We start from the raw sequence: 22,346 nt of genomic DNA, 5'->3' as shown, positions 1-22,346 counted from the left end.
CCTGCCGCTAACTATTCAGCACAAGCAAATGTTCAGACCGTATATTCGGTAGCATTACTACTGTGTTGAATCTCGAAAGACTTCGCGCCCTGCACGCCGTCGCCGAGAACGGATCAGTGGCGGCTGCCGCCCGCACCTTGCATGTCACACCCTCCGGGATTTCGCAGCAGTTGAACAAGCTCGAGCGAGAGGTCGGTGTTCCGCTCCTCGAACCGCAGGGCCGCGGTGTGCGACTCACAGAAGCGGGCCGAATCCTCGCGCGCCGAACCGCAGAGGTTCTCTCGACGCTCGCCCAGGCCGAGGCGGAAATCGCGTCGCTGCAGAGCGAGGTGACGGGCCGCGTACGTATCGGCGCCCTGGTCTCCCCCAGCAGGACGGTGCTGCCGCGAGCCATCGCCGAAATCAGGCATGCGCACCCGCAGCTCGAAATCACCTTCAACGAAGGCGAATCCGAAGAACTGCTCCCCGCACTGATTCGCCGCGACCTCGACGTCGTGGTGGTCGACAGTTGGAGCACTCTGCCCGTCGAACTTCCCGACGGACTCTCCTTCACGCCCGTGTACGACGACGTGGCGCTGCTCGCTCTCCCGGCGTCACATCCGCTGGCGGAGAACAAGGTCGTCGCGCTCAGCGAGCTGTCCGAGCATGCCTGGGCGACGTGGACCCGGGGAACGGACTTTCACACCTTCACCGTCCGGACATTGCGCGCGCAGGGGTTCGACCCACGAATCGAGTACGAGGTCGCCGAGTTTCCCACCCAGGTCGAATTCGTCGCTCAGGGCCTCGCCGTCGCATTGATTCCACGTCTGGCGAGAGTTGTACCGCCGGAAGGTGTTCGAATGCTCGACACCCTTCCGCCGCTCGGCCGAGACATTTACCTCGCCTGGCGGACCGACAGCGAAAGGCCGGCCGTCCTGGCGGCGATAGAAGCGCTACGCCGCCAGTTCGACGCCCTCGGTGACAAAAAGAACTAGAGCGGCATCAAGTTGTGCTTGCGCGGGTTCTTGAAGATCGTCTTGTCCGCGAGCAACTTCAGAGCCTTACGGATCTCGAGACGCGTCTGCGAAGGCTCGATCACCGCGTCGATGTATCCGCGCTCGGCCGCGATGTACGGCGTCGCGACGAACTCGTTGTAGAAGTTGATCAGCTGAGCACGCACCGCGGGTGCATTCTCGCCGGCCTCGGCGAGCTGACGCCGCCCCATGATGTTGACGGCACCCTCGGCGCCCATCACGGCGATACGAGCGGTCGGCCACGCGAGGTTGATGTCGGCACCGAGCTGCTTGCAGCCCATGACGGCATAACCGCCGCCGTACGCCTTACGAACCACCACGGTCACCTTCGGCACAGTGGCTTCGATGTACGAGAACAGGAAACGCCCGCCGCGCTTGATGACGCCGACCTTTTCCTGATCGACGCCGGGAAGGAAGCCCGGTGTGTCGACGACGAAGACGAGCGGGATGTTGAAGGCGTCGCACAGGCGCACGAAGTGGGCTGCCTTGTCGGAGCTGTCCGCGTCGAGGGCGCCACTGAGGTACGTGGGCTGGTTGGCCACGACACCGACGGGCAGGCCGTCGACGCGGGAGAATCCGGTGATCACGTTGTGCGCGACCTGGGCTCCGATTTCGTGGAAAGTGCCGTCGTCGAAGATCCGCAGAATGATGTCGTGCATGTCGTAGCCGGCATTGTCGGCATCCGGCATGAACGCATTGAGTTCGAGATCCGACTCGGTGATCTCGGGTTCGAGGCCCGGGTTGATCAGCGGCGCCTTCTCCTGGCACGACGACGGCATGAAGCTCAGGTACTCACGCACCCAGTCGAAGGCAGCCTTCTCGTCGGGAGCGACGTGATGGATGTTTCCGTACTCCGCCTGCTTGCGGGCTCCACCCAAGTCCTCGAGGCTGACCTCTTCGCCGGTGACCGACTTGATGACGTCGGGTCCGGTGACGAACATGTACGACTCTTCGGTCGCGACCACGACGTCCGTGTTGATCGGGGCGTACACGGCACCGCCGGCGCATTTACCGAGGATGACCGAGATCTGCGGGCACAGGCCGGACAACGGCTCCTGACGTGAACCCATGTTGGCGTACCAGGCCAACGAGGAAACGGCGTCCTGGATGCGAGCTCCACCGGAATCGTTGATACCGACGACCGGGCAGCCCACCTTCAGCGCAAAATCGTTGACAGCTGCGACCTTACGGCCGAACATCTCTCCGGCGGCACCGCCGAACACCGTCTGATCGTGCGCGAACACGGCTACCGGACGCCCGTCGACGGTTCCGTGACCGGTCATGACGCCGTCGCTGTACGGGTTGCCCTCGCCCGCCATCTTCACCAGGGCACCGATCTCGATGAAGCTACCGGGGTCGAGCAACATGTCGATGCGCTGGCGCGGCGTGCTGTGCCCTGCTGCATCGCGCTTGGCAATGGCCCGAGCCGAGCCGGGTTCCTTTGCCTTCTCCAACTTTTCGCGGAGTTCAGCGAGCTTCTCCGCGGTGGTTGTCGTCACTTCTGAACTCCGGTTTCCGCTGCTTTGGTCTGAGCTGTCTCAATCTGGGCCAGCTTGGTGGTGAGGTCTGCCGCAACCTTCGCGATGTACGGCTCGTCGACGATCTGCAGGTGGTCCCCGCCGATGTAGACGACCTCGAGGTTCTTCACGTAGTCACCCCAGCCACCATCCGCCTTGCGGGTCTTGAATGCAGGCTCGAGCGTCATCAGCTCGTCGTGGTACTTGTCAGCCGTGTAGAGCACGACGTCGCCGTCGTAACTGCTGAACTCGGCCGTCTGGATGGCGCGATTGTCCAACCACGACGTCCGCTGATGCTCGATGATGCCGCCGGGAATCTTGGCGCCGCTCATCTTGATCATGTCCATCAAGATCTGGATCTGATCCTCGTCGGCTTCGGTGGAAGCCAGAACGTCAAGCGGCAGCGGCACATCCAGGTTGTAGGTGCGCTTGGCGAACTTGCCGTAGCGCTCCCAACGCTTGCGTCGTTCCGCCTCGGTGTCCGGCACGACCTCGCCGGCCATGACGGTGTCGAGCAGCCCGACCACACGCACGTCGGCGCCCTGCTCGCGCAGCAACTTCGCGACCGCATACGACATCACGCCACCGAACGACCAGCCACACAGCACGTACGGCCCGTCGCCCTGGATCTCACGCAGCAGCGGAACGTAAGCAGCAGCGCGGGTTTCGATCGAGCCCTCGACCCGCTCGAATCCGTACATCGGCGTGCCGGCGGGCAGGCGCTTGAGCAGAGGCTCGTACGTCACCGTCGAACCACCGGCAGCATGGAAGACGAATACCGGTACGGCAGTGGAACCTTCGGGACGGGCACGCAGAGTACGTACGAGTCCGTCGATCTTGCCGTCGTCCTCGAGGTACTGGCGAACGACGTCCGCAAGCTCTTCGATGGTGGTGGAGTCGAGAACGTCGTCGAGAGTGATCTCGCCGCCGGCACGCTCGGAAAGCCGAGCAGCAAGCTTCTCGGCGACCTCGTCACCGACGATCGGCAGATCGTTGAAGATGCCCTTGGCCGACTTCCCGGTGACAACCGCCCACGTCGCAAACGTCAAGCGCTCGGCCGCATCTCGCGGCGGAACGTCCGAGCCTGCGTCGTCGGCAGTTCCGGCTCGAGAAGGATCGGAAGGCGCAGCAGCAACCGGAGCAGTGGTAGGTAGTTCCACTGCCACCTCTGCGGGAGCAACGTCCTCGTCAGCAGCGTCGGCCGCCAACTTCTCCGCGGCCTGCTTGTCGGCCATCGCCTGAACCTCTTCGCGATTGTCGATCGCGTAGCGCAGGTACTTGTTGACCTCGTTGAGGCTCGCATCCTTGACTGCCTGGAGCTGGAGCTGCGGAATGTCGAACTCGTACTCGACGCGGTTCTTGATACGCATCGCCATGAGCGAGTCGAGACCCAGTTCGATGAGCGGAACCTCGGCCGGCAGGTCCTCCGGCGAGTACCCCATCGACTCGGCTACCACGATCTTGAGGCGGTCGTCGAGGCTCTGCGAACCGTTCGGATCCCACTTGTCTCCGGCGTCTTCGACGACCTCGGCCAGGGATTCCATCGGCGCACTGGTCTTGACCGGCGCGCTGACGACCAGCTCGGGCAGCGGCTCACCCGACGTGACGACGGCGTCGAAGAGCAGACGGAACGTAGCACCCTCACGAGCGTGCACCTGCACCGACGCTCCACCCGGATGCGGATTGAGTGTCGTGGTCAGGGTCGCAGCGCCGGCCAGCTCACCATGGGGAACGGCAGCGGTGAGAGCGACATCCGAGAGCACCTGTCCGGCAGCGGCGCTCACGAGCACAGCCAGATCGGTGACGGCGGATGCGTCGACCTCCCACACGTGGCGGCCGTCGGGCAGAGCGACGTGCGAACCGGGTACGCGAGCCGAACCGCCGGCACTGACGCGAATGTCGAGCCAATACGGCTTACGCAGGAATGCGGTACGCGGAACCGAAGCGAAATCGCCTGCGGGAAGCAGAGACTCGAGGTTCACGGCATGGCCGTGCACGTACAGCTGCGCGAGAGCGGCAAGAACACCCGCGGACTCGTCTTCCTTACGCTTGAGCGTCTGGATGAGCTCCATGTCGTGCAGGCCCGAATCGAAAGCGGTAGCCGCCACCGACATCAGCGTCACCGGGTTGGGTGCAAGCTCGACAAAAGTGGTGTGGCCGTGGGCAACTGCACCGCGTACCGCATTGGTGAAGTACACGCTGTGGCGAAGACCCTTGACCCAGTACGCCTCTTGATGGATCGGCTCGTGACCGGGACGGTAGAAAGTGTCCTTGTCGACGGACGAGTAGACGCCGAGCTTCAACGTGGTCGGCTCGATACCGGCCAACTCCGCGGCAAGCTCGCCGAGCAACGGATCGACCTGTGAGGTGTGGCTGGCACCCTTGGTCTGCAGGACACGCGCCATCTTGCCGTCGGCCTCGGCGGCCGCGACGATCGCCTCGATGTCCGGCTGTGGTCCACCGATCACCGTGTGCGTCGGAGCTGCGTAAACACAGACCTCGAGCTTGGGGTACGTGGGCAGTAGCGCCTCGATCTCGGATGCGCTGTACTCGAGCAGAGCCATCAGACGGATGTCGTCACCGACGAGTGCGCCCTCGGCCTCACCCATCAGCCGTGAACGTGAACAGATCACGCGCACAGCGTCTTCCAGGTTCAGACCACCGGACACGTATGCGGCAGCGGCCTCACCCATCGAGTGCGGAACCACGGCTTCGGCCTCGGCGCCGTGGTGACGCAGCAACGCGGCCAGACCGACCTGGATGGTGAAGATTCCCACCTGCGCGGTCTCGACGTTGTACTCGATCGAATCGTCGAGGAACATCTCGACCATCGAGTAACCGGCCTCGTCCTGGATCAGCGCGTCGACCTCGTCGACGGCCGCCTTGAAGGCCGAGTTCTCCGTGTAGAGCTGCTTGGCCATCTTGCGGTGCTGCGAGCCGAAGCCCGAGAACACCCACACCGCGCCCTTGGGCGACGGCGAGTCGGCGGAGAAGACTCCTTGAGCAGGCTTGCCTGCGGCGACGGCGCGCAGCGAGCTGATGGCCTCGGAGCGCGTCTTCGCCAGAACAGCGGCGCGCGAGCGTCCGTGGTTGCGACGCGCGAGTGTGCGGGCGACGTCGGCGAGGGGCGTCTTGCTTCCCTCTTCGGTTTCGAGCCAGTCGGCCAGATCAGCGGCTGCGCGGCGACGACGCGACGGCAGCGCGCCGGACACAGCCAGCACAACGGTGCTCTCGTCTTCCACAGGTGCATCGGCGACAGGGGCATCCACTACCGTCTCGGCAGGCACGTACTCCTTGACCACGACGTGCGCGTTGGTTCCACCGAAACCGAAACCGGAGACACCGGCGACAGCCTTGCCGGTGTAACGCGGCCAGTCGGTGGCCTCGGGCGTCACCTGCAGGTGCGACTTCTCGAAGTCGATGTGCGGGTTCGGGCCCAGGTAGTTGATCGTCGCGGGAATCTTGTTTTCCTGCATCGCCAGAACGACCTTGATCAGGCCGGCGGCACCTGCAGCTGCTTCCAGGTGCCCGAAGTTGGTCTTCGCGCTACCGAGCAGTGCCGGCTTGTCGTCGACACGACCACGACCGACGACACGACTGAGCGCGTCGGCCTCGATGGGATCACCGAGATCGGTACCCGTTCCGTGCGCCTCGATGTAGTCGACGGTGGTCGGCAAGATTCCGGCGTCGCGGTACGCGAAACGCAACACGTCGGCCTGGGCATCGGGATTGGGTGCGAGCAGACCGTTGGAACGGCCGTCCTGGTTGACCGCGGATCCGGCGATCACCGCGAGGATGGAATCTCCGTCACGCTCGGCGTCTTCGAGACGCTTGAGCACGACGAGTCCGCCGCCCTCACTGCGAACGATGCCCTGAGCCTGAGCGGAGAAGGCACGCAGTTTTCCGTCGGGAGCGAGCATCCCGGTCTGATCGAAACCGAGGGTTCCGGGAGGGGCCAGCAGCATGTTGACGCCACCGGCCAGCGCGATGTTGGAGTCACCGCTGCGCAGCGAGCGCACAGCCTCGTGAACGGCAACCAGCGAAGACGAACACGCGGTGTCCAGAGCGATGGACGGTCCACGGAAGTCGAAGAAGTACGAGACCCGGTTCGCGACGATCGCCGTCGACGTTCCGGTCAACGCGTACGGATGCGCCGTCGTCGGATCACTGACCGCGAGCAACTGGTAGTCGTTGGCGGAACTGCCGATGAAAACACCGACCTGCTTGCCCTTGAGCCCACTGGCCGGAATGCGAGCGTGCTCGAGTGCTTCCCACGCGAGTTCGAGTGCGAGGCGCTGCTGCGGATCGACGTTGACGACCTCGAGCGGAGACATCGCGAAGAACTCGGCGTCGAAGCCCTTGACGTCGTCGAGGTACCCGCCCTTGGTGTTCGCGTTCTCGACCGCGGCCTTGATGGCGGGATCCGACATGAACTCGGCCCAGCGGTCCTCGGGGAGGTCGCTGATGCCGTCGCGTCCGTCCGCCAGCATTTCCCACATGTCCGAAGGCGTGTGCCCGGCACCGGGGAATCGTGTGGACAGTCCGACGATGGCGATGTCGTGAGCGTCCGTCGTGCCGCCTGAGACGTAGTACGAGGCGTCGACGGTCTCCTGCGGCGCCTCGGGCTCACCTTCGATGATCCGAGTAGCCAGCGAAGCGATGGTGGGGTGTTGATAGGCAACCGTGGCGGTCAGCGTGACGCCGAGCAGATCCTCGATGTCTCCGCTCAGAGCGACTGCGTCCCGCGAGGCGAGCCCGAACTCTTCCATCGGGCGATCGTCCGTGATCGAACCCGCCGGCTGACCGGTCGCGTTGGCGATCCAATTGCGAAGCCACTCACGCAGCTGCGCGACACTCATCTCGCTCACAACGTCTTTGCTCTGCGCACCATCTTGTTCAACCATCAACTCACCAAGCCACCGATCATGAAGGGACTGCTCCTCAAACGCTATCGGGGAATGCGGTCTGCTGATAGCCGCCTCGCAACGTTCCCTCGATATAGCTCGCCTTACACGCGCGGCGAGCGATCTTGCCGCTGGACGTACGCGGAATCGAGCCCGCGGGGACGAGCAGGATGTCTCGGGCCGTGACGCCGTGACGGGAAGAAATCGCCGCACGCACGGTGTCCGCGATCGGCTGCGGATCGGCCTTGCCTGCGCCGGGAGCACGCTCGGCCACGATGACCAACTGCTCCGAGGAATCGTCGTCGTCGAACTTCAGACCCGAGTGCGTGTTGGAGAACACGACGGACGGCAGCTGGTTGGCCGGTACGGCAAACGCAGCGATGAAGCCGGGGCGCAGAGCCGGGCTGGCTTCCTGAGCCGAAGCCTCGAGGTCCTGCGGGTAATGATTGCGACCGTCGACGATCACGAGGTCCTTGACGCGCCCGGTGATGTACAGCTCGCCGTCGACGTAGACGCCGAAGTCGCCGGTACGCATCCAGTTGGCATCCGCCGGCGTGCCCTCGGTGTGGCTGTCTTCGCTCAACCGATTGTCCAGCTTGTTGTGGAAGGTCTCCGCCGTCTCGTCGGGGCGACCCCAGTAGCCGATGCCGATGTTCTCGCCGTGCAACCAGATCTCGCCGACGTGATTGTCGGGGACCTCGGTCAGAGTTTCGGGATCGACGATCGCCGCCCACTGACTGCGCGAGACGTACCCACAGGAGACCTGTGCGATGGCGTTCTCGGAGTACTGGTCGACGATGACCATGCGTCCCTTGTTGAGTTCCGTGCGGTCGACGTAGATGACCTTGGCCTCGTCGGAATGCTTGGTCGAGGAGACGAAGAGCGTCGCCTCGGCCATGCCGTACGACGGCTTGATCGCAGTCTTGGGCAGACCGTACTGAGCAAAAGCGTCGTTGAACTTGCGCATCGACGACGTCGTGACCGGCTCACTGCCGTTGATCAGTCCGATGACGTTGCTCAGGTCCAGGGTCTCGCCGTCCTTCGGCAGGCCACGCGCGGCAGCGTGCTCGAAAGCGAAGTTGGGAGCGGCGGCAAAGGTGCCGGCGCCGTCGGAAACCGCAGCAAGTTCCTTGATCCACCGGTACGGCCGCTGCACGAAAGCGCGCGGGCTCATGATGGTGATGTACTTGCCGCCCAGAGCAGGCAGGATGACCGTCAGCAGGCCCATGTCGTGGAACAGCGGCAGCCATGTGACGCCGCGTGAGTCCTCGTTGAGTTCGATGGAGTCGACCATCTGGAGCGCGTTCGTTCCGACAGCACGATGGGTGATCTCCACACCGGCGGGAACTCGGGTCGAACCCGAGGTGTACTGCAGGTACGCGATGTCGTCGAGTTCGATGTCGGGGCGAACCCACGTTTCACCGACGGTGTCGGGAATCGCGTCGACGGCGATGATGCGCGGACGCTCGGCAGCGGGAAGCGAGCGGAACAACTGTCGAACACCGGCTGCCGACGATGCGGCAGTCAGAATCGCAGTCGGCTTGCAGTCACCGAGAACAGCGTGAAGACGGTCGGTGTGACCGGGCTCGTCCGGATCGAAGAGCGGCACCGCGATGGAACCGGCCTGAATGGCCGCGAAGAACGAAATGACGTAGTCGAGTCCCTGCGGAGCAAGAATCGCGACACGGTCGCCACGCTTGGTGACCTGCTGCAGACGGGCTGCAACAGCGCGCAGACGCACACCGAACTGCTCCCAGGTCAGCTCCAGGGCTTCACCGTCACGCTCGCGTGAGTAGTCGATGTACCGATACGCGAGCTCGTCCGCGTTGACACGCGAGTGTTGCTCGACGTAGTCGACCAGCGTGAAGCCTGGTTGCAGGCGGATCTGGCCCTTCTCGTCGAGAAAGCCATCGAACAGCGCGTTCATTCCATCTCCTCCGAAGCGATCACACAAGCACTGTCTTTCATGCCTGCGCCCCAGACTTCCTTCGCTCTCTCGGGTCCATCTTCGATCAATCGAATCGCACTTTGTGCGCAACTCACCTGAATCACTTCATCGATCCCAAACCATCGATATGTTACAGATTCGCATCGTCCGTATTCTCCGGCCTACTCGCCCGCCAGTAACGGGATGATCGGGGCGAACGCTTCCATCTGCGTCGGGAAGACCCCGACGTACGACATCGACGTCTTCTCGCGGACCAGTCGAATCTGGTCTGCGATTTCCTCGAAAGTGCCCACAGCCAGGTATGGAGAGTTCAACAGCTCCTCCACGCTCAGCTTACGATCCACTTCGATGTTCGGCGGAAAACCTTGGTCCAGAGCGGCGATTGCCATTTCGGCAGCCTGCTCTCGATCGTCGGTGATCATGATCATGGTGATGGTCCAGTTGAGTTCGATCTCATCGAAACGCTCGCCGGCAGCTTCGCGGATCCGCTCGACACGTTCGATGGTCTTTTCCATCGTGATTCCGGATAGCAGAAGCCGCCCGTCACGGTTGGTCGGTGTGGCGACCGAGATGATGTCCGCGTACTTCGCCGCGAGAGCAAGCATCTTCGGGCCTCCGCCGCCCACGATGATCGGTGGCCGCGGGCCCTGCCGCGGTCGCGGGCTGCCCTTGAGGCCGCGCACCTGATAGTGCTTGCCTTCGAAAGTGCATTCCTGCCCGCGCAGAAGAACGTCGAGAATCTGCAGAGACTCCTCGAGCTTCTCGATGCGAACGCCCGGGCTCTCGTAGGCGATGCCGCCCTTGTCGAACTCTTCCTTCATCCAGCCCGCACCGATACCGAGTTCGAGTCGACCACCGGACAGCACGTCGATTGTCGCCGCGTCCTTCGCGAGCACAGCGGGATGACGGAAGCCGTTGGCCAACACGGCGGTGCCGAGACGAATCTTGTCGGTGGCCACCGCGAGCGCTCCGAGAGCGGCGATCGGGCCGACCTGATTACCCAGGTGATCCGGAATCATGAACGAGTCGTAGCCGAGTTCCTCGGCCTTCTGCGCGAGCTTGACGAAGCGTCGCGCACCACCCTCTTCGGCGTTGCCCTCGCCACCGGCCGCAAACCGAAATTTGCGTAGGGCATCGCTGCCGTGGGTGGAACTCATATATCGATCTCCTGTGATGGACACGTACGTCGTACTCGAACTACAAACTCGGACAAATCGAACCTACTCGCCAGTCACTTACGTGACAGCACTGTAGAGGAAGCCCCCGGACCGTGCAGCACTCTACCGGGACCAAACGAGCAGATTACCCGCGAGCGAACTCCCGAGACGCCCGATTGTGACGAATCAACAGTGCGGCGGTGACTCAACTGTGGGGCGGCGTCGGTGCAGCGTCGATCTTCTCCGCAGCCCACTGTGCCATCCATTGGGTGGCCGTCGTGCCGTTCGGATCGACTTGGAAGGAGTTGTACATCGCATGCACAGGGTTGTTGTAGTACTCGAGCAGTCGCGGCGCCGAACTCAGCCAGTTGGTCGGGTTGAGAGCGGCTGCCGGCGCGTCGCAGATACCGTCGCTCGGCGCGCAGATCTGATAGGTCCGATCGTTGAGGTCACCGAACCCGCCGGGCCTCGGGCCGGTCATCGTGAGACCGGGCAGCTTCAGCCCGTTCAGCGACAGCTCGGCGCCGACACCGGCAACGCTCGGGCCAACGGTGTTCCCGAACGCCGGATCGCGCCGACCGTCGGCGATCAAGCCGACGCCCAGAACCAGATCGGCAGGCACCGCGCCGGTACCGTCGCCGATACTCGCGGCGACGTCACCCGCGATCACGGCGCCCTGGGAAAATCCGGTCAGGACGTAACTCGTGAGCGGGCACTCGGCGTGCCGCTTCATCAGAAAGTCGTTAGTGGCAGCAGTTCCCGCGGCCCGACTGTTGTTGTAGGACTGCTGTCCGTCCGGCGGGATCGCCACCGGATTCGAAAACTGTGCGACATACGGAACTGTGTAGACGTCGGCCCGTGAAGTATCGAACTTCTCCTGCAGAGGACGGGTCACGTTCAGCATCAACGACGCCGGATTGGCCGTCGGGTTGTACGGGTCGTCGTTAGCGCTCGACTCCCACGTACCCGGTATGGCTACTACCTGGACATCGGGGCAACTGGCCGGCTGAGACACCGGAGGCTCCGGGCTCGGCGGGATCGGAGTCGGCGAAGGCACCCGCCCGGCCAGGATGTACCAACCGCCGATCACGACCGCTGCGACCACAAGAATGATCAGCAGCGGGATCAGGCACCCACGACGCTTTCCAGACCTCGCCATGACCCACGCCTACTTGCAGTAGGTGGCGTTGGCGACGTCGATGTAGATCTGAGCGTTCGCACCTGCCTGCTCGGGAGTGATCTGCTTGCCTTCCGCCGACGCTTCCTGGCCGACGAAGGCGGTCACGAAGGTCAGGACCTCGTCGTCGGTCTGAGGACCGGCAGCGCAGATGTAATTGGCCGTGTTGACGGCGATGCTTCCGTCACCGGCTGGGGTGATGCCCTTCGCCTTCAGTCCGTCGAGGAACTTCTGTGCCTCGGGACTGACCTCGACGACTGTGGGACCCGGGAAGCCCTCGATGCTCTGCGGCTGCTCCGGCGGCGCGGTGGCCGCGGCTCCCGGACTGGTGGGCGCAGCCGACGCCGTCGTGGTCGCAGAGGCGGACGCAGATGCCGAACCGCTCGAGGACGAAGCCGCCGCGGACGTCGTGGTGACCGGATTGGAGGTTGCAGTGGAGTCGTCACTACCGCACGCGACAAGCGCGCCACCGGTGGCGAGCGCCAGGGCGCCGACCGCGATCGCGCGTGCACAAGTGTTTCGGTTACCCGAGAAAAGCGACATCAATGTCCGTCCTTGCCTTCAGTCGAAAGTCCATCAACAGGTTACGCAACGCACGCGGGCGGGCACCGATCCGTGATCGGGCCCGCCCGTCGTGCACCACTGTGAGTTAGTGAACTTCTGTCTTGTCACCGATCACCGTGATGTAGCCGAACTGGAAGTTCTGCTGGACACCACCGGGAATGTCGAACTTGTCACTGATCGGGAATCCGAGTCGTCCACCTTCGTATCCGACGCTCTTCCAACCGTCGAACAGCGGACCGTTCTCGACGGACCATGCACCGGTGCCGGGGCTCCAGTAGATGTTGCCGCCCTCGAACTCGGTGAAGCGTCCGTTGTCCTTGATCGGAACCTCGTTCGACTTCGGGAATCCGAGCCAGCCGTTTTCCCAGCCGAGTTCGCCGTACTTGCCCATGATCATTCCGAGAACCGCGTGAGTTCCATTGGCGCTGCTGTACATTGCGCCGATCTCGAATCCCTGGACCTTGCCCGGCTTGCCGGGGGTCGCGATCTCGTCGGCAGTCGGGTAGCCGAGCGGGCCACCTTCCCAACCCTGTGCGGACCACTCGGCGAGGATGTCACCGCTGACGGGGTGAGCGCCGGTCTGCGGGGTCCAGTAGATGGAGCCGTTCTGGAAGTGGTTGAAGCGTCCGCGTCCGTCGGGGGTACCGAGTTCGGGGGTACGCGGGAAGCCGAGCGGGCCGGCCGCTGCTCCGGTGTTCATGTACGCGCCGGCGATACGACCGGCGACGGGCTGGGCGCCCGTTCCACTGGTGAAGTAGATGCGACCGTTGCGGAAGTCCTGTGCCAGGCCACCCGCGACGCTGTACTCGGGGGTGATGCAGTCACCGATCCAGCCGTTGGCTGCGGCCGTCGCACCGATCTCACCCGAAGTGCCGCAAGCCGGCTTCTCGACCTCGACGCCGATGGCGTTGGCCAACTGCGGCCACAGCTGATGAAGCTCGAACTGCCAGTACGGCCACGAGTGGGTTCCGGACGGGCGGTAGTTGACCTGCGCGGGGATGCCGAGCTGGTTGAGCTTGGTCGCGAAGGTCTGCGAGGTCAGGCGAGCGAGGATCTCGAGGCCCATGCCTGCGTAGTTGGTGCTCACGCCGGGAATTCCCGACGGCTGGTCGTACGGGCCGGTCGTACCGCTACCACTCGAGACGTACAGGCTGACGCCCTTGAGCTTCTCGGCGAGCGCGTACGGATCGTGTGCAGCCCACTGCGGGTTGGACGGCGGTCCCCACATCGCGGCGGAGTTGTATCCACCGGCGTCGGTCATCGCGAACTGGATTGCCTGAGGCATGCCGAGCGAGGTGGTGGTGAGGATGCCGGAGAGCGAAGCGGCGAACTTGAAGAAGCCGGGGTTGCGCGCCGTGAGGAACATGGCGGACGTACCGCCCATCGACAGACCGACGACACCGCGTGTCTGCGTGGTCCGCCAGTCCTTTTCGAGGATGGGGGGCAGTTCCTTGGTCAGGAACGTCTCCCACTGGTAGTTCTTGCCGTTGTCGGGCTGGAGCCAGTCGGAGTAGAAGCTGGACTGACCGCCGACCGGGAGGATGACGTTGACGTTCTTGTCCGCGTAGAAGGACTCGGCGTCGGTCTCGTAGGTCCAGGCGTTCTCGTTGTCGGTCGCGCGAAGACCGTCGAGCATCCAGACCGAGGGGAAGCTGGCCGACGGATTGACGTTCCAATCGCGGGCCAAGAGGATCTGCACCTGAATCGGGGTGCCCATCGCGGGAGAGTTCACCCACAGCGCGACGCGACGCTCGCTGAGCCAGTCGACCTTCGTGACCGCTGCTCCGGTGGGGTTCTGGGTGGCGGCCGGTGCGGCCTGAGCAGGTGCCGGCGCGGCTGCCGCGGTTCCGGCCGTCGTCAAGCCCGCGGCGATCGGCAGAACCAGCATCGCTGCCAGTGCGCCGACGACCTTTGTCCGGAAGGTTGCCCGGGACCGGCGACGGTCCTCCGTGGCAAGGCCTACTCGCATGAGCTCACTCTCTTTCCTTACGTTCGGTCCGCGCGTCGATCGTGTGGCCGCCTGAGCAGCCAGACCCCCGTTGAAACTATTTCTACACGCAAACGATCCCCGCTTGGGGTAGCCGCGCTGTTACTGGTGGTGCAATTGTTACTGACATCGGGCGCTTGTGCAGCACCTGAATACACAAGTGCCGTCCCGGTTCTCCTTCGAGGAGTCCGGAACGGCACTGGTGAAGTGACTAGGTCACGGGATCGCGCACGATCACCAAGCGTTCATGGTGTCGAGGATCTGGCCGCGAGCCTTCCACAGCTCTGCCGACCAGTACGGCCACGAGTGCGTGCCGTTGGACGGGAAGCTGTAGGTGGCCGGGATACCCAGCGAGTTCATGCGGATCTGGAATGCACGGGTGTTGACCAGGGCGAGAGCCTCGAGGCCCATGCCGTTAGCCGTGTTGTAGTAGTCGATCGGTGCGCGCGGGTGGTCGTATTCACCGGGCAGGCCGCTTGCCGACGAGATGTACATCGACAGGCCCTGCAGACGCGGTGCGAAGACGAACGGGTCGTTGCGCAGCCAGGACGGGCTCCACGGCGGTCCCCACATGGAGTCGACGTTGAAGCGACCGGCATCGAGCATTGCGACGCGGATTGCCTCGCGCATGCCCGGAGCCGAGATGTTCAGGTAGCCCGACAGCGAGCCGGCGAACTTGAACTGGTCACGGTGGTAAGCAGCCAGCGTCAGAGCAGCGCTGCCACCCATCGAGAGGCCGAGGACCGCGTTGTTGGTGGGCGAGACGCCGTAGTTCGCGAGGAAGTTGGGCAGTTCTTCGGTGAGGAAGGTTTCCCACTTGTACGTGATCTGCTGGCCGTTGAAGTTCGACGGTGCATACCAGTCGCTGTAGAAGCTGGACTCGCCGCCGACGGGCATCACGAGAGTGATGTTGTCGTTGCGGTACTGGTCCATCGCATTGGTCTCGAAGCTCCACGCGTTGGCGTCGTTACGCGCACGCAGGCCGTCGAGGAGGTAAAGGGCAGCGTTTCCGCCGCGAGCGGCCCACTGGACCTGGACCTTGATGTTGCCCATCGAGGAGGGCACCCACAGCTCGTCGTATCCGCCGGAGGGGGCGGTGTGGCTGGGAGCAGTGTGCGCAGGCGCAGCAGAGGCGACAGCACTACCGGCAACTCCTGCAGCAAGGGGGAGCACAAGTGCTGCGGCACCGATGGCCAACGCTCGGTGCTTGAGGCGCTGGGTCAGCCTCTTTCTGGCAAAACGCATGGATACTGCTCTCTCTCTTCGTCTGCGGAACCCACTCGGTGGAGTGGTTCCGGCGGATTCCGTCGGGGAACAGGCTTTTCTGCCAGCCCGAACGAGTTCGGGTCGGCAGCGGACCTCTTCCAAGTCACACTGCGCTCGCTGGACTTTATGTCACAGGTTCAGCTGTGACAAATAGGTGGACCGTTACGTCCCAATCCGCGAGCAACACCGTCATCACCCCTCGGGGGTGATTCAGGTTAGGTGAATCGTCTTCGAGTACATCGTGGCCAATCAATTCGGTGTTACTGAATCGAAATATTCAAACCCTCAACAGTCGGTGATGCTGATCACATCACCTGGGTGACTCCGGTGGAACGAGACCGCAGCGTTCCAATTCGTAGGCCGGAACCCGGTCGAATCGGTACTTCGCGAAGTCGAATGCCTGCTGGAAGTTCTGTTTGAATCTGGCCCAGGTCAGCTCGGAGCGGTACGACGTGAGTAGCTCCTGAGTTTCCGGGCAGGTGATGGCCAGCTTTGCGTCCGCAACCCAGTCTTCGTCGAGGAAGAACGGCAGCCACGGTCGAACGTCGATCATTCCCGTGTCCGCGACCACCCAGTCCGGATAGAGATTCTTGTCGTGCCCGATCCGGCCGTCCTCGAGTCGCTCGGTGTGAGCTGCCAGGGGATACGCCAGCCCCATCTGATCGAGCACCCGAACGTCGAGGCCGACGTTCATGCTCGTCATTCCGAGGTTGAGGAAGAAGACGACGTGCTCGGCCGGCTCGTCGATCGGTCCGGGTGGTGGGACGACGAACCAGGAGTCGTAGCTCGCGGACGGCAGCAGCAGCCCACCCTCCGGAGTCCGCGCGATGGTCTCGACCATGGCACGCATTCGCGGATAGTCGAGGTAGTCCTCGGCCAGGATCGGATGCTTGTGACCGGTGTTGAGTGCGTAGAACGCTCGCTCGTCGACGATTCCCGAGCGACCCACCACGGATCCTTCGGGCATACCCGTCGTGTTCGCGGCGAAGAAGGCCCAGATGATCGTGCCGATCCACAGCACCGCCGAGACTCCGAAGATCGCGGTGTCGCGATTACTTCCGAACGCGGCCCGCGCCGGCACCCGCAACGGAATGACCGCCACCGGGATGAGCAGGCAGAACAACACCGGCAACAGGACGCGGCCGTGCATGAAGTCGCCGCCGACGCGCAGAGAGTAGATCCCGAGGATCAGCCCACTGCCGAGAATGAAGGTGACAATCGCCCGCGGCGTGCGCAGAAACTGCTGAAAGCGCTGCCACAGCGGGCGTGCGGGTTGATCTGCGGTAGCGGTAGGTGTGTCCGCTCGGCTTCGCCACACGAGCAGCAGCGCACCGATGAGCAGGAACAGCAACGGTAACCAGAGCAGGTACGGCCCGACCAGGTTCCACAGGTACGCAAAACCCTGCGCCCACTTCGCGCCACCGGCGTCCTTCGACACCGCGGTGTTCGGGTACGGCAAGGCGTAATAGCCCATTCGCCAGATCTGATAGCCCACCGGGACAAGTCCGGCGACGACGACGATCAGTGTGCGAATCTTCCAGGTCAGGCCTGCGGAGAGAACGATCATCATCAACGCGGCAGCACCGGGAATCGCCATCTCGGGTCGAACCAGTGGTCCGAGTCCGGCCACGAACGAGAGAGTCAGGATCGACGCCGTGGACGGCGTCGACGCCTGCGCCCACCGAACGAGCAGTACCCACAGGAGCGCGATCCAGAAGATCACCAAGCATGTCTCGAGCCCGGAAGTGGCGAAATCTCGCGCAGGCGGAACCGCGATGTAGACGAGAACACCTGCCGGTACCAGCAGGATCGTTCCGCCCGCCGACGGCCGAACGCCGCGGTACAGACGACCGGTGCCGAGCATCGCCAACACGACGGCAGCAGTCGAGAGTACGAGCGCGATCGTCAGAACAACGTATTCGAGACGGATCTGCGTGAGCCAACTGAACGCGTAGACGATGTACGTCCACGCGGTACTCGTGTTCGCCTCGACACGCTCACCCGCGTTGAAGACCGGGCCGTTCCCCGCAAGCAGGTTGCGGACGGTTCGCAAGACGATGAGTCCGTCGTCGGCGATCCAGCGACGCTCCCACGCACCCCAGAACATGAGGGCAGCAGCAAGCACCACCCCGCCGAGAAAAACTCCTCGACTGAGGGTGGTGCGATTCGCCGCAGTGTCGACGTGCGGGTCGGCCTCGGTGCGTGGCTCAGACGAGGTAGACAGCGACACCCACTACTCCGATCCACGCAATCGCGAGGAGTTGCAGCACCCGGTCACCGAGCGCGATCTCCTCAGGCTCTCCGGCTTCGCCGCCGTCGACGTCCACCGCGTATCGCAGCACCGCGATGGTGAACGGCACCATCGAGATGGCGTACCAGTTGGTGCCCTTGATGGCGTCCTGTTGGAACGCCCACAGTCCGTAGCAGAGGACCAGCGTCGTCGCTGCCATCGTCCACACGAAACGCAGGTACGTCATCGTGTAGCTCTCGAGGGACTTACGGATCTTGGCGCCGGTCTTCTCGGCCAACTGCAGTTCGGCGTAGCGCTTGCCTGCCGCCATGAAGAGTGAGCCGAACGCCATCATCAGCAGGAACCACTGCGAGAGATCGATCTCGGCGGCAACGCCACCGGCGATCGCTCGAAGCAGGAAGCCGGACGAGACGATGCAGATGTCGATGACGGCCTGATGCTTGAGACCGAAGCAGTAGGCGAGCTGGATGACGATGTACACGCCCATGACCACGGCGAGTTGCCAGTTGGCCAGGAAGGACAGCCCGATCGCACCGGCAAGCAGCACGACTGCCATGCCGTAGGCGATGTTGACGGGTAGAACGCCGGCCGCGATGGGACGGAATCGCTTCGTGGGGTGAGCACGGTCGGCTTCGACATCCATCGCGTCGTTGACGAGATAGATGCCTGATGCCGCCATACAGAACACGACGAACGCCAGCGCGACGGGCAACAGCACGTCGGCTTCGGTGGCGGTTCCGGCCGCGATGGGCGCTGCCAGCACAAGGACGTTCTTGACCCACTGACGTGGGCGAAGCGCCTTGACGATGCCGGCGGGCAGGGACTTCGGGGGTCCGCTGACCGTAGCCGGTTCCTCGCTCATTTATCTCCACATTTCTGTTCGGCTCTGGCTTCTTCGACCCGGCGAACTACCGCCGCGGATGCGGCTCCCAGTGCCGCTCCGGCGAGTACGTCGGTCGGGTAGTGAACTCCCAGGACCAGACGCGAGAGCATCATCGGGGGCACCAGCAACGCCGGTAAGGGTAGCCCGGTGAGCCGACCGATCAGCACAGCCGCCGCCGTCGTCGACGTCGCGTGTGATGACGGGAAGCTGAGCTTGCTCGGTGTCGAGACGTTGACCTGCACCGAAGGATCGGAAGGTCGCTTGCGCCTGACCACCCGTTTGATCACCACGGAGGCGGCGTGTGCACCGAATGCTCCGACGGCTGCTCCGGCCCATTCCCGTCGACGCGGCTTGTCCACAGCAGCTCCGACGGCAGCGATCGCGATCCACCCGAGGGAGTGCTCACCGAAGTGAGACATACCGCGGGCGACCTTGACGGCTCCCGGCAGCTGCCCGACGGTCGACTGAATCCCGGCCAGAATCTGTACTTCAGGAGATGCCGAAGACACGTTCCCACCTTTCCGTGCTGGTCAGTGAAGGAACGGCGTCCTGGTACTGCTTCTTGAGCTCGGGGAAACGGGCGGCGAGTTCGCGGCGCAACCGTGTTGCTTCCTTGAGCAGTTCGAGCGCGAGTTTCGGGTTTCGCTTGCGGTAGACGACGCCGCGACCGTCGGCCGTGGTGACGGTGACGCCGTCGACCTGCGAGAGCAGGAACCAACGGGCGTCGATGGTCGGAACGTTGAGCTGAGGGCGCTCGAGGTGTTCCGGCTTGGCCGGCTTCACGTTGTGCACTCCGGCCCTGAGGACCCGGGTGATCTTCGCGACGGTCGACAGCGGCAGGCTCACGTCTCCGACATCCGCACCGGAGGGCAGCGGCAACGCAGTCGACGACGGCAGTACGACGGCGTCGGAGAATTCCTTGCGCTGGGCGTGGACCTCACCGAGTGCCGTCGGCAGCATGTTCGCGACGTGCTCGGGTCCGGCGAGGAAGTCCGCGATGGCCTTGTTCTGGATCGCGACGGTGGAGTACTCGAGGCACAGCAGGTGCTTGAGCGTTGCCTTCACCGTGTTGACCACGAGGCCACGGCCGTTGCCCGGCATGTGGAGCGCGGCCACCACCAGACGGTTACGGAGGTGGAAGTACGCCTGCCAGTCGATGGCGTCGTCCTTGTCGCTCCACGCCATGTGCCAGATCGCGGCACCGGGCAGCGTGACGGTCGGGTATCCGGCTTTCTTTGCGCGCAAACCGTATTCGCAGTCGTCCCACTTGATGAAAAGCGGTAGCGGCTGCTTGATTTCTTCGGCGACCTGGCGCGGGATCATGCACATCCACCAGCCGTTGAAGTCGACGTCGATGCGGCGGTGCAGGAGTTTCGATTCGCGCAGCGGCTTCTTCGAGAAATCGTGGTCGTATTCGACGTTCGGTGCCGCGGTCCACATGAAGATGCCGCGGTCGACCACTTCACCCATCACGTGGAGGTGGCTTCGTTCCTGCAGGTTGAGCATCTGCCCACCCACCAGCATCGGCGACTTCGCGAAACGCGAGAACGAAAGCGCACGCAGAATCGAGTCCGGTTCGATCTCGATGTCGTCGTCCATGAACAGGATGTGCTGGCACTGCGTCGTCTTGAGTGCCTCGTACATGATTCGGCTGTATCCGCCCGAGCCGCCGAGGTTGCCCTGATCGTGAATGGCGAGCCGATCACCGAGCGCTGCAGCAGCTTCGGCGAATCCGGGTTCGTCACGCACCTTGCGGGTGCCCTGATCCGGCATGATGACGGCCTTGATCACGTCCGACACCAGCGGATCCGAAGCCAGTGCAGCAAGCGCCTTGACCGCGTCGGTCGGACGGTTGAACGTCGGAATACCAACGGCGACAGTCGCTTCGCCTGGAGCCTCGACGGGCGCGTACCAGCCGCCGCTCTCGACGACCACTGCCGTATCGGTGGTGATGTCGAACCAGATCCAGCCACCGTCCTCGAACGGCGCCAGTTCCACCTCGAACTCGACCGCGGCATCGCCGTCGGCAAATTCCTTACCTTCCACGTGAATTCGCGAGGAATCCGCCTTGGAACGGTAGATGTCGACGCGGCCGTGGCCGGACAGCTCGAGACGAAGGACCACCGATTTCAGGATGGACCATCGACGCCAGTAGCTGGCAGGGAACGCGTTGAAGTACGTGGCGAACGAGACCTCGGTCTCGGCGCCGAGCGCTACCGACGTGCGCGAGGTCGAGTGCGCCCGCCGACTATTGGACCAGGACTCTTCCAAGTACAACGTGCGGACGTCGAGCGGCTCACCGGCGCGGGGCAGGATGATCCGCTGAAGCAGGGACTTGCCGAGGTAGGTCACCTCGTCGCCGCTGACGGCATCTTCGCCTTCGAGTAGATGACGTGCGTTCATTCGCTCTCCCCTGCCAATTCCGCACCCGTTTCGAGATGCGGGCGCAGGGTGTTCTCGAACATCGTCAGCGCGCTGGCGATCGCCATGTGCATGTCCAGGTACTGGTAGGTGCCGAGACGCCCACCGAAGAGGACCTTGTTCTCCACGGTCTCCTTCTTGGCGCGTGAGCGGTACGCGGAGAGCTTCTCGCGATCCTCGGGAGTGTTGATCGGGTAGTACGGCTCGTCCTTCGCCTCCGCGGCACGTGAGAACTCACGCATGATGACGGTCTTGTCGGTCGGGTACTCGCGCTCCGGATGGAAGTGACGGAACTCGTGGATACGGGTGAACGGCACGTCGGCGTCGTTGTAGTTCATGACCGGGGTGCCCTGGAAGTCTCCGGTGGGCAGAACCTCGGTCTCGAAATCGAGGGTGCGCCATCCCAGTGCACCTTCGGAGTAGTCGAAGTAGCGGTCGAGCGGGCCCGTGTAGATGACAGGGGCGTCGGGGCTGGCGGTGCGCAGTTCGTCGCGGACGTCGAAGTAATCGGTGTCGAGGCGGACCTCGATCTTCGGATCCTTCGCCATGTTCTCGAGCCACGCCGTGTAGCCGTCGACAGGCAGGCCCTCGTACGTGTCGTTGAAGTAGCGGTTGTCGAAGTTGTAGCGGACCGGCAGGCGGCTGATGTTCGCGGCGGGCAACTCGGTGGGGTCGGTCTGCCACTGCTTAGCTGTGTAGTCACGCACGAACGCTTCGTAGAGCGGGCGTCCGATCAGGGAGATCGCCTTCTCTTCGAGATTGGAGGCGTCCTTCGAATCGATCTCGCTGGACTGTTCGGCGATGAGGGCGCGTGCTTCTTCGGGAGTGAAGTACCGACCGAAGAACTGCGACACGAGACCGAGTCCCATTGGGAACTGATACGCCTGTCCCTTGTGCAGCGCGAAGACGCGGTGCTGGTAGTTCGTGAACTCCGTGAACTGGGTGACGTAGTCCCAGACCTTCTTGTTGGAGGTGTGGAACAGGTGGGCACCGTACTTGTGGACCTCGATGCCGGTCTCCGGCTCTGCCTCCGAGTATGCGTTTCCCCCCAGGTGGTGACGGCGATCCAGCACCAGCACGCGCTTACCCAGCTGGGTAGCGGCACGCTCGGCGATGGTCAGCCCGAAGAATCCCGAACCGACGACGATCAGGTCGTACTGGGCACGGGCGGTCTCTGAATTTGCAGCGGTCACGATGAACCAGGGTATCGGACCTGTTCGGAAGCCGAGGGTTGGATGCGTCACCAGGGCCGATGCGG

At 63.6% G+C, this 22,346-nt stretch carries 14 protein-coding genes; 1 reads left to right on the top strand and 13 read right to left on the bottom strand.

The window, feature by feature from the left end:
* Positions 1–62 precede the first annotated feature (62 nt).
* The gene (locus tag A0W34_RS01225) at positions 63–974 is read left to right on the top strand and encodes a LysR family transcriptional regulator (protein ID WP_030535818.1); all 912 of its coding nucleotides are present in this window, start codon (positions 63–65) and stop codon (positions 972–974) included.
* Here A0W34_RS01225 and A0W34_RS01220 read toward each other — a convergent pair.
* From A0W34_RS01220 to glf, 13 genes are all read right to left on the bottom strand, one after another.
* Complete coding sequence (locus A0W34_RS01220) at positions 971–2,512, bottom strand: acyl-CoA carboxylase subunit beta (RefSeq protein WP_003943957.1); 1,542 nt, start codon at positions 2,510–2,512, stop codon at positions 971–973. The genes A0W34_RS01225 and A0W34_RS01220 overlap by 4 nt on opposite strands.
* Entirely contained in the window at positions 2,509–7,434 is a 4,926-nt protein-coding gene (gene pks13, locus A0W34_RS01215) for a polyketide synthase Pks13 (RefSeq protein ID WP_081557206.1), read from the bottom strand. The genes A0W34_RS01220 and pks13 overlap by 4 nt, the downstream gene beginning before the upstream one ends.
* Positions 7,435–7,471: 37 nt before the next feature.
* Positions 7,472–9,361, bottom strand: a complete 1,890-nt coding sequence (gene fadD32 / locus A0W34_RS01210; protein WP_003943899.1) for a long-chain-fatty-acid--AMP ligase FadD32 — start codon at positions 9,359–9,361, stop codon at positions 7,472–7,474.
* 182 nt (positions 9,362–9,543) lie between these two features.
* Positions 9,544–10,539, bottom strand: a complete 996-nt coding sequence (locus A0W34_RS01205) for an LLM class F420-dependent oxidoreductase (protein ID WP_007731815.1) — start codon at positions 10,537–10,539, stop codon at positions 9,544–9,546.
* Between the two features lie 205 nt (positions 10,540–10,744).
* On the bottom strand, positions 10,745–11,698 hold the full coding sequence (locus A0W34_RS01200) for a cutinase family protein (RefSeq protein ID WP_081557205.1): 954 nt from the start codon (positions 11,696–11,698) through the stop codon (positions 10,745–10,747).
* Positions 11,699–11,707: 9 nt separating this feature from the next.
* A complete protein-coding gene (locus A0W34_RS01195) occupies positions 11,708–12,259 on the bottom strand; it encodes a DUF732 domain-containing protein (protein WP_003943980.1) in 552 nt (183 codons plus the stop codon).
* 106 nt (positions 12,260–12,365) lie between these two features.
* Positions 12,366–14,249: an alpha/beta hydrolase-fold protein gene (locus tag A0W34_RS01190; protein ID WP_003943922.1), complete on the bottom strand. Its 1,884-nt coding sequence runs from the start codon at positions 14,247–14,249 to the stop codon at positions 12,366–12,368.
* Between the two features lie 252 nt (positions 14,250–14,501).
* Positions 14,502–15,512 carry an alpha/beta hydrolase gene (locus A0W34_RS01185; RefSeq protein WP_007731818.1) on the bottom strand — a complete coding sequence of 337 codons (1,011 nt, stop codon included), beginning with the start codon at positions 15,510–15,512 and terminating at the stop codon, positions 14,502–14,504.
* Positions 15,513–15,843: 331 nt separating this feature from the next.
* Entirely contained in the window at positions 15,844–17,763 is a 1,920-nt protein-coding gene (gene zomB, locus A0W34_RS01180) for a flagellar motor control protein ZomB (protein WP_081557204.1), read from the bottom strand.
* Entirely contained in the window at positions 17,741–18,646 is a 906-nt protein-coding gene (locus A0W34_RS01175; RefSeq protein ID WP_003943808.1) for a decaprenyl-phosphate phosphoribosyltransferase, read from the bottom strand. The genes zomB and A0W34_RS01175 overlap by 23 nt, the downstream gene beginning before the upstream one ends.
* A complete protein-coding gene (locus A0W34_RS01170; RefSeq protein WP_003943893.1) occupies positions 18,643–19,176 on the bottom strand; it encodes a phosphatase PAP2 family protein in 534 nt (177 codons plus the stop codon). Before A0W34_RS01170 ends, A0W34_RS01175 begins: the two co-directional genes overlap by 4 nt.
* The gene (locus A0W34_RS01165) at positions 19,157–21,070 is read right to left on the bottom strand and encodes a glycosyltransferase (protein ID WP_007731821.1); all 1,914 of its coding nucleotides are present in this window, start codon (positions 21,068–21,070) and stop codon (positions 19,157–19,159) included. The genes A0W34_RS01170 and A0W34_RS01165 overlap by 20 nt, the downstream gene beginning before the upstream one ends.
* Entirely contained in the window at positions 21,067–22,281 is a 1,215-nt protein-coding gene (glf, locus tag A0W34_RS01160) for a UDP-galactopyranose mutase (protein ID WP_063315967.1), read from the bottom strand. Before glf ends, A0W34_RS01165 begins: the two co-directional genes overlap by 4 nt.
* Positions 22,282–22,346: the final 65 nt, after the last annotated feature.

Origin of the sequence: Rhodococcus sp. BH4 (genome assembly GCF_002079265.1) — a bacterium.
Taxonomy (GTDB): Bacteria; Actinomycetota; Actinomycetes; order Mycobacteriales; family Mycobacteriaceae; genus Rhodococcus_F; species Rhodococcus_F qingshengii.
The sequence above is the reverse complement of the archived record's forward strand: the minus strand, read 5'-3'. Positions and strand labels throughout refer to the sequence as shown.

Bases quoted from the DNA above. Each gene is read 5' to 3' on its own strand.
- pks13 (WP_081557206.1), bottom strand. From the start codon at position 7,434: ATGGTTGAACAAGATGGTGCGCAGAGCAAAGACGTTGTGAGCGAGATG.
- fadD32 (WP_003943899.1), bottom strand. From the start codon at position 9,361: ATGAACGCGCTGTTCGATGGCTTTCTCGACGAGAAGGGCCAGATCCGC.
- A0W34_RS01205 (WP_007731815.1), bottom strand. From the start codon at position 10,539: ATGAGTTCCACCCACGGCAGCGATGCCCTACGCAAATTTCGGTTTGCG.
- A0W34_RS01200 (WP_081557205.1), bottom strand. From the start codon at position 11,698: ATGGCGAGGTCTGGAAAGCGTCGTGGGTGCCTGATCCCGCTGCTGATC.
- A0W34_RS01195 (WP_003943980.1), bottom strand. From the start codon at position 12,259: ATGTCGCTTTTCTCGGGTAACCGAAACACTTGTGCACGCGCGATCGCG.
- A0W34_RS01190 (WP_003943922.1), bottom strand. From the start codon at position 14,249: ATGCGAGTAGGCCTTGCCACGGAGGACCGTCGCCGGTCCCGGGCAACC.
- A0W34_RS01185 (WP_007731818.1), bottom strand. From the start codon at position 15,512: ATGCGTTTTGCCAGAAAGAGGCTGACCCAGCGCCTCAAGCACCGAGCG.
- A0W34_RS01175 (WP_003943808.1), bottom strand. From the start codon at position 18,646: ATGAGCGAGGAACCGGCTACGGTCAGCGGACCCCCGAAGTCCCTGCCC.
- A0W34_RS01165 (WP_007731821.1), bottom strand. From the start codon at position 21,070: ATGAACGCACGTCATCTACTCGAAGGCGAAGATGCCGTCAGCGGCGAC.